Raw genomic sequence first — 12982 nt, forward strand, 5'->3', positions numbered from 1 at the left:
CACACGTCGTGAGGGTGATCGGACTGATTTCCGGCACGTCGATGGACGGCATCGACGTGGCCGTGGCCGACCTGTCGGTCAGCGGTGACGTGGTCGAGCTCGTGCCGGTGCAGCACGCCGAGCACCCGTTCCCGAAGGATCTGCTCGAGAAACCCCGGGACCTCGCTGAAGTGTGCGCCTTCGACACCTCCCTCGGGCAGGCTTTCGGAGAAGTCGCCGCCGGGTACCTGCCGGCCGAGCTGATCAGCTCGCTCGGGCAGACCGTCCACCACGAGGTGCAGGACGGCGACTGCCTCGGCACGTTGCAGCTCGGGCAGCCCGCGTGGATCGCCGAACGGACCGGTGTCCCGGTCGTCGCGGACCTCAGGGTCCGGGACGTCGCCGCGGGAGGCCAGGGAGCACCGCTGGCGAGCACCCTCGACGCGCTCTGGCTGGCCGGTGACGCCCCCGCGGTCGCGCTGAACATCGGCGGCATCGCGAACATCACCGTCGTCAGACCGGGCAGCCCGCCGATCGCGTACGACACAGGCCCCGGCAACGCGCTGATGGACGCCGTCATGGAGGTCATCTCCAACGGCGAAAGACGCCAGGACACCAACGGCGAATTCGCCAGAAGAGGCCAGACGAGAGAAGACATCCTCAAGAAGCTCCTCGCAGACCCGTACTACGCGAAGCCGTGGCCCAAGTCGACGGGCAAAGAGCTCTTCAACGCCGAGTACCTGCAAGGGTTTCCGACGGTCCCGGCCGAGGACATGCTGCGCACGCTGGCGGAGCTCACGGCCCGCACCATCGCGGACGCCTGCCGCGCGCACGACGCCCGCGTGGTGGTCGCGTCCGGCGGCGGGATGCGCAATCCGGTGCTCGTCGAGTCGCTCACCCGAGCACTCGACCCGATCCCGTTGAAGATCAGCGACTCGCTGGGCCTGCCGCGCGACGGCAAGGAGGCCTATCTCGCCGCACTGCTCGGTTTCCTGACGTGGCACGGTATTCCGGGCAACACGCCGTCCGCGACCGGCGCGTCCGGACCGCGGTTGCTCGGCAGCATCACGCCCGGCGACGGACCGCTGCGGCTGCCGGAGCCCGTCACCACCGCGGTGACCAGGCTGAAAGTGGGGGAACCGAAGTGCGCGGACTAGATCTGGCGATCATCGCCCTGTTCCTCGTCGGCATGCCGTTGCTCGGCACGTGGATCGGCGGCAGGCAGAAGTCGTCCACCGACTACTTCGTCAGCGAGAAGCGCATCTCGTGGTGGGTCGTCTGCCTGTCGGTCGTGTCCGCGGAGACGTCGACGCTCACCGTCCTGAGCGTGCCGGTGATCGCCTACATGGCGACGCCCGCGCAGGGCGGCATGACGTACCTGACGCTCGCGCTCGGCTACATCGTCGGCCGGATCATCGTCAGCTTCGTGCTGCTGCCGCGCTACATCGCCGGTGACCTCGTCACGGCGTACGCGTTCCTGGGCAAGCGGTACGGCAACGGCATGCGCGCCACGGCGTCCGTGACGTTCCTCTTCACCCGCCTGCTCGCGGACGGCATCCGGCTGTTCGCGACGGCGATCCCGATCAAGGTCGTGCTCGCCGAGTACGGGATCACCGCGTCGTACTGGGCGATCGTGGTGGCGCTCGGCATCGCGATGGTGTTCTACAGCTTCTTCGGCGGCGCGCGTGCGGTCGTGTGGGTCGACGCCATCCAGATGCTCTGGTACGTCCTCGGCGGCGTCGTGGTGGTCTGGGTGCTGGCCGGCCAACTGCCGGACGGCTGGTTCGGCAAGGCCGCCGACGCCGACAAGTTCCAGCTCTTCGACTTCACCTCGTCACCGCTGACGGGCGCGTACCCGTTCATCGCTGCGTTCTTCGGCGGCGCACTGCTGTCGATGGCCTCGCACGGCGCGGATCAGCTGATCGTGCAACGGCTCATGGCCACGCGGGACGTGAAGTCCGCGCAGAAGGCGTTGATCGCCTCCGGTTTCGTGGTGTTCCTGCAGTTCGCGTTCTTCCTGTTCATCGGCGTGCTGATGTGGGCGTTCTACCAGGGCGTCGATCCGGTGAAGGACCTGAAGCTCAACAACAAGGACGAGCTCTTCGCCCACTTCATCGTCAACGACCTGCCGAGCGGCCTGTCCGGCTTCGTGATCGCCGGCATCCTCGCGGCCGCGCTGTCGTCGTCGTTGGGCGCCTTGGCTTCCAGCACCGTCACGGACATCTACGAACGCATCCGCAAGACCCCGATGACCGACGACGAACGCCTGCGCCACGGCCGCGTCTGGACCCTCGTCTGGGCGGCCCTGCTGATCGTCTGCGCGGGCCTGTTCGCCTCCTCGAACAAGACCACGGCGGACCCGATCGTGGTGCAGGCGCTCGGCATCGCCGGCTACACCTACGGCGCGCTGCTCGGGGCCTTCCTCCTCGGCCTCGTCTTCCAGCGCGTCACGCAGGTGGACGCGATCATCGCGTTCGTGACGACGGTGCTGGTCGTCGGTTTCGTGATTCTCGGGGTCAAGTTCGCCGGCAGCACGCCGACGATCTACTTCGGCAAGGCGACAGCGGACCTGAAGTCCTTGACCGGCTGGTGGAACACGCCGCTGGGGGTGGCGGTCACGCTGCTCGTGGGTGGATTGCTGTCACTGCGGCATTCACGCGGGGTGGCGATAAGCGACGAGCTCGATGTGAAGTCGGAAGCCTAGGCGTTCGAACATTCGCTGCGACGACTCGTTGCCCGCGTAGATCGACGCGGCGGCCTGCGGTCGAGCACCGTGGTCCGCCGCGAGCTTCCACAGCAGTTCGGTGACGAGAGCAGCGCCCACGCCCTGACCGCGAACATCGGGTTCGACGGCCACGAAGTCGACGTAGTACTCCTCGGGTTGCGCTTTGCCCGCGGCGTACCCGAGCACGCGTTGGCCGTCCATGGCGACGACGACCGTGCGGGTCTCCGGTTTGGATTCGACGAGTTGCTTGCCGGACAGGTACGTCCGCGGAAAACATCGTTCGTGCAGGACCGCAACGGCTTCGTGCACGAACCGATCGGTCGGGAGGACGCGCATCTCACGGTCGCTGGGGCACTTCGCGTCCCTCAGCAGCAACGTGCGCAGATCCCCGTTGTCGAGTACGTGGATGGCACTCGCCTTGCCGGCCGAGAAGCCGTGGCGTTCGGCGAACGCCGCCAGCCGCCGGTGGGCAGTGTGTCCGTAAAGCTCCAGATCGGTGACGCCGGTGAGGAGCTCGGTGGCGCGCCGGAACATCGCGTCGGCGGTCTGGTCCCAGATGCGGCTGCCCGCCGGGTGGTTGACCGGTACATCGACGAACGGCCCGTGCAGCCACGCGCGGCCCAGCTCCGCGTCGATCTCCACGCTGAGCATGCCGGTGATGTTGTCGTCGGCGTCGACGGCGACCACCGTGCAGTCGGCCCAGCTGGGCTCGAACTCGGCGAGCTCCGCGCGGAGCTCTTCGACTGTCTCACCGAGGTAGCCGATGTGGTGCGCGTTGTCGGCCTGGAGCCGGACCAGCAGCGCCATCGTGGCGCCGAGGTCGCCAGGTTCGGCGAAACGGATGTCGTACATAGAAGGAATGGTTGCTCGCACGGCCGTTCGAAGCGAGGGAGTTTTCGGGCGTACTGAGATACGGGCGTGCAGGCACCCGACTGGCGTAAAATCGCGTGGATGTCCGGAGCAGACCACGCCGACGCGCTCGCCGTCCGAACCGAGCTGGCGGAGTCCAGAGCGCACGCGGGCGACTTCCGGGGAGCGATCGCCGAGTTCAGGACGCTCGTCAGGGACCGCACGGCGGTCTCGGGCGCGGACGACCCGCAGACCCTCGACGTGCGCCTCGACCTGGCGAGGGTGCTCGGCACCGCGAAGCAGTTCACCAAGGCCATCGGCGTCTGCGAGCCCCTCCTGCGCGACCAGCTCCGCGTGCTCGGCCCCGAGCACGCCGACGTCCTGGAGACCAGACAGCTGCTGGCCAACCTCCGCTACCAGGCCGGTGACGTCGAAGGAGCGATCGGGGACCTGGAGGAACTGCTGGCAGCTCTGTCACACGTGTTTATGCCCACTCACGACCGGATCACCAGGGTGAAACGCGACATCGCGTTCCTGAAGCGCGCCACGTGACGTGGGGGACACGCCCGCACCCAGATTCGGGCTTGCAGGGCTGGTGAGGGTGGGGGACTCTTTTACAGTGAGTGAGGAAACGATCCAACTCGATCTCAACGAATCCGGGGTGGCCGTCGACCTGCCCTTGCCGCCGAACAACCGGGACGGTGTCCAGGGTGTTCCGTATCGGCCGGTCGAATTCCGAGACGATGATCTGCCCACTGCCCTCGAGCGTGCCGCCGCCTGGCTGCGGCAGACGCAGGACTGGCTGGGCGAACCCGTGGACGTCATCGCAGTTCATCTCGACTACGACGACACCAAGGGCAACCCGTACTACGACCTCAAGCTGCTGTGCAACGACGAGGACCTCGCGGGTGTGCCGAGGGTCATCCGAGACAACGAAAGGGCCGCTACCGGTCAGTAGTCTTTCCGACTACCGTTCGGAAGCATGTCGGATCGCGTATATCCCCCGGTGATCGCCGCAGCGAAGCTCATGTTCAAGGTGCTGGACCTGCGGATCACCGTAGAAGGGGCGCACCACGTCCCGCGCACCGGTGGAGCGGTGCTGGCGTCGAACCACGTCAGCTACCTCGACTTCATCTTCGCGGGCTACGGCGCGCGACCGTCGGGGCGCCTCACGCGGTTCATGGCGAAGCACGAGATCTTCGCCAACAAGATCGCAGGCCCGCTCATGCGCGGCATGCATCACATCCCCGTCGACCGGAGCGCGGGCCAGGCCTCCTACCAGCAGGCCCTGTCCGCGCTCCGCACCGGCGAGGTGGTCGGGATCTTCCCCGAGGCCACCATCAGCCGTTCGTTCACGGTCAAGGACATCAAGTCCGGCGCGAACCGCATGGCGCACGAGGCCGGCGTTCCGCTCGTCCCCGTCGCGCTGTGGGGCACCCAGCGCCTGTGGACCAAGGGCCGTCCCAAGGACCTGACCCAGCGGCACATCCCGATCACCATCCTCATCGGCGAGCCGTTCGAGCCGTCCCCCGGCGACTCCGGTGACGGTCTGCTGCGCAAGCGGATGCAGGACCTGCTGGACACCGCGCAGGCCTCCTACCCGACCGAGCCGGGCGCGTGGTGGGCTCCCGCGCACCTCGGTGGCACCGCCCCCACACCGGAAGAGGCAGCCCGCCTGGACTCGATCCGCGACTGACCCAGGGCCAGGCGTACAAGGTTTTCACAAGACCGTTCCGGCAGAGTGGTCCGTGCGCACCTGAAGAGGTGAGGTTGGAACTGGGGGACTTCACCCCTTCGGGCGCCGGGCTGCGTCTGCACGGTGATATGGGGGACCTCCCTCCCCTGAGAGGAAGGTCACCGCGCCAGGCGCAGCTTGTTGCAAGAGGCCGCGGTCGGGGTTGGTCTTAGCCCCCCAGGCACCGCTCCGACCGCCCTCTCTCAGGCCTCTGCTTCCGCCGGTTCAGGCGACTCGGCAGCATCAACCGGCGCAACCGGCTCAGCCGGCTTGGCCGCGGGCTCGTCACCCGTGGTGCGCAGCCGCTGCGAGATCACCTGCGAGATGCCGTCACCGCGCATCGAGACGCCGTACAGCGCGTCCGCGATCTCCATGGTCGGCTTCTGGTGCGTGATGATCAGCAGCTGTGACCGGTCCCGCAACTGCTGGAACAGGCCGATCAGCCGGTGCAGGTTCGTGTCGTCCAGCGCCGCCTCGACCTCGTCCATGACGTAGAACGGTGAGGGGCGGGCGCGGAAGATCGCGACCAGCATCGCGACGGCGGCCAGTGACTTCTCGCCGCCGGAGAGCAGCGACAGGCGCTTGACCTTCTTGCCGGGCGGGCGGGCCTCCAGCTCGATGCCGGTGGTCAGCATGTCGTCCGGCTCGGTCAGCACCAGCCGGCCCTCGCCGCCGGGGAACAGGACCTTGAAGACGATCTCGAACTCGCGCGCCACGTCCTCGTAGGCCAGCGTGAAGACCTCGAGGATCTTCTCGTCGACCTCCTTCACGACGGTGAGCAGGTCGCGGCGGGTGTCCTTGATGTCCTCGAGCTGGGTCGAGAGGAACTTGTAGCGCTCCTCCAGCGCGGCGAACTCCTCCAGCGCGAGCGGGTTCACCTTGCCGAGCAACGAGAGGTCGCGCTCGGCCCGCTTGGCGCGGCGCGACTGGGTGTCGCGGTCGTACGGCATCGGCTGCGGCTCGGAGACCTGCTCACCGCGTTCCTTGGCGGCCTGGTACTCGGCCATCTCCGCGGCTGAGGCGGGCACGGGCTGATCGGGGCCGTACTCGTTGACGAGGTCTTCGAGCCCGATGCCGAAGTCCTCGGAGATCTTGGTTTCCAGCTGTTCGATGCGCAGGCGCTGTTCGGCCCGGAGCACCTCGTCGCGGTGCACGGCGTCGACCAGCTTCTCCAGTTCGCCGGACATCTCGCGCACCAGGTTGCGCACCTGGGTCAGCAGGAGTTCGTGCTGCTGACGGCGTTCCTGGGCCTGGTCACGCTCACGGGCGGCACGGGCGAGTGAAATCTCGATGCGTTCCAACGCCCGTTCGCCGCCCTGAACGACGGCCTTGGCGACCACCGCGCCGCGCGCACGGTGAGCGGTGGCACGAGCGTGGCGTTCGCGGGCTTCACGCTCGGCGCGCGCGGCTCGGCGCAGTCCCTCTGCCTTGCCCTGCACGGCGCGTGCGCGTTCCTCGGCGGTGCGCTGCACAAGGCGTGCGTCCATTTCGGCCTGACGCGCGGACGCGAGCTCGGCGGACAACGCGTCGCGCTGTTCGGTGTCCGGCTCGTCCTCCATCGTCTGCTCTTCTTCGGCCATCAGCAGCCGCTCTTCGAGCTCGCCCAGCTTCAGCAGGGCTTCCTCGCGCGACCGCTCGACCTTGGCGCGCTGGTCGGCGATGCGGTTGACCTCGGCCTCCGCGGACCGCACCGCCGCGACCATCCGGTTCAGCCGCTCGCCGGAGCGGGCCTGGCGAACCTTGGCCTCCTGCACGGCTTCCTTGACCGCGTCGAGCACCTTGCGGCGGGCCTGCTGTTCGGCGCGGGCACCTTCCAAGGCAGCCGTTGCGTGCTCCAGCGCGCGTTCCGCCGTGCCCAGCGCTTCCTGGGCCTCGTCGACGGCCGCCTGGACCTCGATCACGCTCTGCCCCTGGGCGCCCGAGCCACCGATCGCCCAGTCCGTGCCGAAGACGTCGCCTTCGCGCGTCACCGCGCGGACGTTCAGCCGAGCCGCGGTGTCCAGATCGTCGACCACCGCGAGGCGGTCGAGCGCGCGGGCCAGTGCCGGACGCAACGCCTCGGGGGCGTGCACGACGTCGATCGCCCAGCGCGCGCCGTGCGGGAGGTGGCCCCACTGACTGGTGTCCACAGTGGACCCGTGTGAGCCGATCAGCACGCCCGCGCGACCGGCGTCCTTCTCCTTCAACAGCTTCAGTGCCGCGAGCGCGCCGTCGCCCGACGACACCGCGACGGCGTCGGCGATCGGGCCGAGCGCGGCGGCCAGCGCGACCTCGAAACCGGGTTCGACGGTGAGCAGTGCGGCCACGGAACCCAGCAGACCCGGCACGTCGGACGCGAGCAGCGCGCCCGCACCGTCCTTGCGGGTCAAGCCCAACGAGAGCGCGTCCACGCGAGCACGCCACGACGCGATGTCGCGTTCCGCGGTGCGTTCGGCCTTCACCAGCTCCTCGACGCGCTGCCGTGCCGCGTCGTTGGACTGCACGGCCTGGCGGTGGCGTTCGTCGAGACCGTGGTCGTCCTCGTCCTCGGTACCGCTGATCTCGCGGGCCTCGGCCAGTTCCATCGAGGCGAACTCGACGCGTTCGCCTGCCTCGGCGAGCGTGCCGGAGAGTCGTTCGATCTCCTCGGCGGTCGCGTTCGTCTTGCTGCGCAACGCTTCCACCTGACCGGACAGGCGTGCGAGGCCCTCCCGGCGGTCGGCGATCGCGCGGACGGCGGCGACGTGCGCCTTCTCCGCCTGCGAGACCATGCGCTCCAGCTCGGCGCGCGTCTCCACGGCCTCGGCCAGCGCGATGCGCGCCTCGGTCACGCCTTCCTGGAGCTCCAGCTCCATCTCGGCGGTCTCCTCGGCCTCGCGGTCGAGGTCGTCCGGGTCACGGCCACGACTGGGCGCGTCCACGACGTCGGACAGGTGCCGGGCGCGTTCGGCGGCGAGCCGGACCGTGCCGCGGAGTCGTTCCTCCAAAGCGGACAGCCGGTACCAGGTGTCCTGCGCGGCCTGCAGCTTCGGCGAGTCGGCCGCGACCCGCTCCTCCAGCTCGTTCTGCTGGTACTGCGCGGCCTGCAACGACTTCTCGACCTCGGCGCGGCGCTCGCGGGCCTTCGCCTCGTCGTGCTCCTCCTGGGCGATGGCCTCGCGCTGCGTGACGAGGTCGTCGGCGAGCAGGCGGAGTTTGCTGTCGCGCAGCTCGGACTGGACGACCTGCGCGCGGCGGGCGATCTCGGCCTGCTTGCCGAGCGGCTTGAGCTGGCGGCGGAGTTCGGCGGTGAGGTCGGTGAGGCGCGTCAGGTTCGCCTGCATCGCCTCGAGCTTGCGCAGCGCCTTTTCCTTGCGCTTGCGGTGTTTCAGGACGCCGGCGGCCTCTTCCACGAACGCGCGGCGTTCCTCCGGTTTGGACTCCAGGATCGCGGCGAGCTGGCCCTGACCGACGATCACGTGCATCTCGCGGCCGATGCCGGAGTCCGACAGCAGCTCCTGGATGTCCATCAGGCGGCACGAGTTGCCGTTGATCTCGTACTCGGTGGCGCCCTCGCGGAACATCCGGCGGGTGATCGACACCTCGGTGTACTCGATCGGCAGCACGCCGTCGGAGTTGTCGATCGTCAGCGTCACCTCGGCGCGACCGAGCGGCGCGCGGCCGGACGTGCCGGCGAAGATGACGTCCTCCATCTTGCCGCCGCGCAGGTCCTTGGCACCCTGCGTGCCCATCACCCAGCGCAGCGCGTCGAGCACGTTGGACTTGCCGGACCCGTTGGGGCCGACCACACAGGTGATGCCGGGCTCGAAGCGCAGCGTGGTAGCCGAGGCGAAGGACTTGAAGCCCTTCAGCGTCAGGCTCTTGAGATGCACGCGGGGCAGAGTACCCAAACGCTTGCGAGTGATGCGTTAGGCAGGCCGTGACCTGCGTTTCTATGGACGGAGAGTAACCAATAATCCGCTTTCGTCCGACACTTCCAGGCGATCTATCTGATCTATCCGGAACGACGTGGAGCCCGGAATCCGCTCGTCAGGCCCGTGATCGGAACCCCACCAGCCACCGATCTCCCGCTGTCCTTTCCGGTCGAACACGATGACCTTGCAGCGCGCGCCCGGTTTGACGTCGCCGAGCTTGAACCACATCTCGGTGCCCCAGGACTTCGAGACCATCGAGACCTCGCCGTCCACGCCGGTGCCCGAGTCCGTCGCTGCCCAGATCGGCGCAGGTGAGGACGGTCGCAGGAAGAACAGGCCGCCCGCCAGCGCGAGCAGCGTCAGCACGGCCGCGCACGCGATGAGCACGCGCCGCTGGCGGTTCGGCTTCGGCTTCGGCGGACAGGTGGGGATCTCGTCGAGGTTCTCGACGTCCTCCAGGCTCAGGCGGCCGAGCAGGCCCGGCAGCGGGGCGAGTCGCAGCATCTCGGCCTGGCACGTGTCGCAGCCGGGCAGATGACGTTCGAACGCGGACCGCTCCTTGAGGTCGAGCGATCCGAAGAGGTAGGCGCCGACGTCGACGGTGTGCTGGCAGCTCACGCCTCGGTCACCCCTCTCTCCTCTAGTGCGTCGCGCAGCGCCCTCAGTGCGTAGAAGCAGCGCGACTTGACCGTGCCCGGCGGGATGCCGAGCGCTTTGGCGGCCTCCGCGACGGTGCGGCGGCGGTAGTACAGCTCGATGACGACCGTCCGGTGCTCGGGCGTGAGCGCCCGCAGCGCCGACGCGATCTGCCACGTCTGCAGCACGTGCTCGACCTTGTCGCTGACCGGCGGCAGGTCCACCGGTTCGAGCGGCACCTCGGTCGCGCGTGCGTTGCGGCGGCGGTAACCGGAGATCACCAGGTTGCGGGAGACCGTGTAGAGCCACGGTGCCGCGTCGTCCGGGTTCAGCTCGTCGTAGTGCCGCCACGCGCGGAGCAACGTCTCCTGCACGACGTCCTCCGCCTGCTGGTAGTCGCCGTCGACCAGCCGCAACACGTAGTGCAGCAGCGGGCCTCTCCAGCGGTCGTAAAGCTGGATGAGGACGTCTTCAGCGGAGTCCACGCTCCCTTACTACGCCACCTCTTTCGGAAAGGTTCAGCGCCCCTGCGTCAGCGCTCGGAGAACCCGGTCAGGTCACCCCGCGCCTCGGACCACTGCTCACCCACGGATTCGACGTGTCCGGGGGTTTCACCCGAACGGAGCGCCCTCAGCAGTTGTTCACACTTCTCCCGCGGCCCCTCGGCAACGACCTCGACCCGTCCGTCCGGCCTGTTCGAAGCGCTGCCCACCAGGCCGAGTTCCAGCGCTCTGGCTCGCGTCCACCAGCGAAAACCGACTCCTTGAACCCGTCCACGCACCCAGGCGTTCAGTCGCACGTCCACCCCCGAATGGTTGCGTAGTCACCCAAGGTGACCGAAGACGCACTCTGGGGTTGTCACCCATTAGTGGTACGGTGCCGACCCGTGAGTGCCCGCAGCCTCTTACTCGGCCTGCTGATCGGTGCGACCGGAATCGGCGGTCTCGCCTTCACCGGGACTTCTCCTCTCGGCATCAGCTTCACCAATGCCGCCCAGCAGGAGACCACCGACGCAGGCAACCAGTTCGGCACAGGCAACGCCGCAGCACCCAACAACAGACCGGCCCCCACGGACAACCCGGAAGCCGGCGCCCCAGCCGGTTCGTCGTCTTCTTCCGCTCCCGCCACGTCCACGACGACGACCACCCCTTCCTCTTCCTCGTCAGCGGCCCCCACCACCACGACGACGCCTCCCGAAGCGCCGAAGCCGCCCGCTCAACCGCCGCAGCAGCCCTCAGGGCAGACGCCGGAGCAGGCCGTGCTCGCGCTCGTGAACGACGAACGCGCCGCGAAGGGCTGCAAGGCGCTGGTGATCGACGACCGCATCACGACCGCCGCCCAGGGCCACAGCACCGACATGGCCACCCAGAACTACTTCTCGCACACGTCGAAGGACGGCAGGACGTTCGACAAGCGCATGCGGGAAGCGGGCTATCCGAAGCCCGGTGGCGAGAACATCGCGATGGGTTACGCCACGCCCAAGGCCGTGATGGAGGGCTGGATGAACTCCCAGGGCCACCGCGAAAACATCCTGAACTGCGAGTTCACCACCATGGGCCTGGGTCTCGACACCCGCGGCAACTACTGGACCCAGAACTTCGGTTTCTAACGGTTGAGCAGGGGAAACTTCGTGTACGAGAGCCCGGAACCTGACTCGCGCTCGCGCTTTTTCCGCGGTGCGCCTCAGGTCGTCCTCGCCGCGTCCGGCGTCGTTCTGGCGACCGTCTTCGCCGCCGTGGCATCGCTCGCGGCCGGCTCGGACAACGCCTCCGAGACCCCGTCGACCCAGCTGCCGCGCAAGGAGGCCGTGCGCGACGCCCTGAGCATCGTGCCGACGTCCGCGCCGACCTCTTCCGTCGAGGTGACGTCGGCGTCTTCCGAGACCCCGACGTCGACCACGACCACTACGACGAAGAAGCCGACGCGTGTCACGACCATCACGCGTGCCGACGGCACGACGACCACGGTCACGACCGACGACCCGCCGCCGGTGATCACGTCGACGACCACGACGACCACCACTACGACGACGACCACAACCACAACGACCACCACGACGGACCCGACCACAACGACCACGACGCCGTAGGGTTACGCCAGTCACCGCCCAGTGACGCAGAGCTACACGAAGGTGTGGCGTAACTGAGGCTTTGGTGCGTTTCCGCCGATAACTCGAACGCAAGTCCATCCGACCGGGTTTCCCACGAGGAGATGGGTGTGTTCGAGGAAGATCATCCGCAGTCACCGACCGAACCGGTGGTCCCGAAGAAGCGCGTGGGCACGGCGGTGATGCTGGCTGCGGGCGGCGTGGTCGTCGCGACCCTGTTCGCCACGGTGGCGTCCATGCTCGCCGCGTCCGGCATGGAGGCGACGCCGGAGCGCACGTCCGCCGACGTCGTCCAGACCATCACCAGCGTCGCGCCGGACGGCAGCACCAGCACGGTCGTCGTCACCGTGTCCTCCGGCGCGCCCTCGTCGGCGAAGCCGGACCGCAAGCAGGCGGCGCGTCCCCAGGAACAGCCGAAGCCCGGCACGCCGGACCAACCCCAGGTGACGACGAACCCGGCCCAGCCGACGCAGCCGACCCAGCCGCAGAGCAACCCGCCCGCGTCGCTCACGGAACCGCCGGCGTCGTCTTCTTCGTCGTCGACCTCGCCGACCACCGCGCCGCCGTCGTCGTCCTCCAGCTCGGCCTCTCCCGCGCCGGACCCGAAGCCCTGACACGCACCTCGATCGTCAGCCGGACATCAGCGGTCGGCCGCGACGGCATCGGTGAGCGCGAACGAGTGGTGTTCGTGGGCCACGACCCAGCGGCCCTGTTCGCGGCGCAGGCCCAGGGTGAGGCGGAGACGGTTCTCGGGGTTCCGCGCGAGGTCCTCGGGCATGCCACAGCGCAGCAGAGCGTGGGCGAACGCGACGCCGCCGCCCACCTCGACGTCGAGTGACTCGATCTCGAACACGGCGCCCTGGGCCTGCCACTCGAAGAACGGCGGCCAGGTCTCGCGGTAGGCGTCGATGCCGCGTGCGCCCCGGTGGGGTGGCGGGACGTCGAACATGACGATGTCGTCGGCGTGGTCAGCCAGGACGGTGTCCATGTCACCGGCGTGCGCGGCGTCCGCCCAGCGTTCGACGAGGGTCCGGATCTGCTGTTCGTCTGTGGTCATG

General features: G+C 68.5%; 14 protein-coding genes. 7 read left to right on the forward strand and 7 right to left on the reverse strand.

Going from position 1 to position 12982, the window contains the following annotated elements; all coding sequences use genetic code 11:
* Positions 1–8: 8 nt before the first annotated feature.
* Together G7043_RS02070 and G7043_RS02075 are read left to right on the forward strand one after the other, a co-directional pair.
* Positions 9–1136: an anhydro-N-acetylmuramic acid kinase gene (locus tag G7043_RS02070; protein ID WP_166043273.1), complete on the forward strand. Its 1128-nt coding sequence runs from the start codon at positions 9–11 to the stop codon at positions 1134–1136.
* Entirely contained in the window at positions 1124–2683 is a 1560-nt protein-coding gene (locus tag G7043_RS02075) for a sodium:solute symporter (RefSeq protein WP_166043275.1), read from the forward strand. The genes G7043_RS02070 and G7043_RS02075 overlap by 13 nt, the downstream gene beginning before the upstream one ends.
* On the opposite strand, the gene G7043_RS02080 is transcribed toward G7043_RS02075, so the two are convergent.
* Complete coding sequence (locus G7043_RS02080; RefSeq protein ID WP_166043277.1) at positions 2633–3556, reverse strand: GNAT family N-acetyltransferase; 924 nt, start codon at positions 3554–3556, stop codon at positions 2633–2635. The two genes, G7043_RS02075 and G7043_RS02080, sit on opposite strands and share 51 nt — an antisense overlap.
* 99 nt (positions 3557–3655) lie before the next feature.
* Between G7043_RS02080 and G7043_RS02085 the strand changes: the two genes are divergently transcribed.
* The 3 genes from G7043_RS02085 to G7043_RS02095 all read left to right on the forward strand — a co-directional run bounded on the left by G7043_RS02085 (position 3656) and on the right by G7043_RS02095 (position 5249).
* On the forward strand, positions 3656–4105 hold the full coding sequence (locus G7043_RS02085) for a tetratricopeptide repeat protein (protein ID WP_166043279.1): 450 nt from the start codon (positions 3656–3658) through the stop codon (positions 4103–4105).
* Positions 4106–4172: 67 nt separating this feature from the next.
* Entirely contained in the window at positions 4173–4511 is a 339-nt protein-coding gene (locus tag G7043_RS02090) for a hypothetical protein (RefSeq protein ID WP_086663414.1), read from the forward strand.
* Between the two features lie 24 nt (positions 4512–4535).
* Complete coding sequence (locus G7043_RS02095; protein ID WP_166043281.1) at positions 4536–5249, forward strand: lysophospholipid acyltransferase family protein; 714 nt, start codon at positions 4536–4538, stop codon at positions 5247–5249.
* A gap of 242 nt (positions 5250–5491) precedes the next feature.
* On the opposite strand, the gene smc is transcribed toward G7043_RS02095, so the two are convergent.
* Genes smc through G7043_RS02115 form a run of 4 tightly spaced genes read right to left on the reverse strand, consistent with a single transcriptional unit; the run spans position 5492 to position 10622 of the window.
* Positions 5492–9139: a chromosome segregation protein SMC gene (gene smc, locus G7043_RS02100; protein WP_166043283.1), complete on the reverse strand. Its 3648-nt coding sequence runs from the start codon at positions 9137–9139 to the stop codon at positions 5492–5494.
* Between the two features lie 60 nt (positions 9140–9199).
* On the reverse strand, positions 9200–9799 hold the full coding sequence (locus tag G7043_RS02105; protein ID WP_166043285.1) for an anti-sigma factor family protein: 600 nt from the start codon (positions 9797–9799) through the stop codon (positions 9200–9202).
* Positions 9796–10302: a sigma-70 family RNA polymerase sigma factor gene (locus G7043_RS02110; RefSeq protein ID WP_086660758.1), complete on the reverse strand. Its 507-nt coding sequence runs from the start codon at positions 10300–10302 to the stop codon at positions 9796–9798. Before G7043_RS02110 ends, G7043_RS02105 begins: the two co-directional genes overlap by 4 nt.
* A 47-nt stretch (positions 10303–10349) precedes the next feature.
* The gene (locus G7043_RS02115) at positions 10350–10622 is read right to left on the reverse strand and encodes an acylphosphatase (protein WP_166043287.1); all 273 of its coding nucleotides are present in this window, start codon (positions 10620–10622) and stop codon (positions 10350–10352) included.
* A gap of 81 nt (positions 10623–10703) precedes the next feature.
* On the opposite strand from G7043_RS02115, the gene G7043_RS47480 reads away from it, so the two are divergent.
* Positions 10704–11426 (forward strand): CAP domain-containing protein, encoded by a 723-nt coding sequence (locus G7043_RS47480; protein WP_313887664.1) that lies wholly within the window; start codon positions 10704–10706, stop codon positions 11424–11426.
* Between the two features lie 74 nt (positions 11427–11500).
* Here G7043_RS47480 and G7043_RS47485 read toward each other — a convergent pair whose 3' ends face one another.
* Positions 11501–11896, reverse strand: a complete 396-nt coding sequence (locus G7043_RS47485; protein ID WP_207310524.1) for a hypothetical protein — start codon at positions 11894–11896, stop codon at positions 11501–11503.
* Between the two features lie 138 nt (positions 11897–12034).
* On the opposite strand from G7043_RS47485, the gene G7043_RS02130 reads away from it, so the two are divergent.
* Positions 12035–12538, forward strand: a complete 504-nt coding sequence (locus tag G7043_RS02130) for a hypothetical protein (RefSeq protein WP_166043289.1) — start codon at positions 12035–12037, stop codon at positions 12536–12538.
* Between the two features lie 26 nt (positions 12539–12564).
* On the opposite strand, the gene G7043_RS02135 is transcribed toward G7043_RS02130, so the two are convergent.
* The gene (locus G7043_RS02135; RefSeq protein WP_166043291.1) at positions 12565–12981 is read right to left on the reverse strand and encodes a YybH family protein; all 417 of its coding nucleotides are present in this window, start codon (positions 12979–12981) and stop codon (positions 12565–12567) included.
* Position 12982: the final 1 nt, after the last annotated feature.

The organism is Lentzea alba, assembly GCF_011067745.1.
GTDB lineage: Bacteria > Actinomycetota > Actinomycetes > Mycobacteriales > Pseudonocardiaceae > Lentzea > Lentzea alba.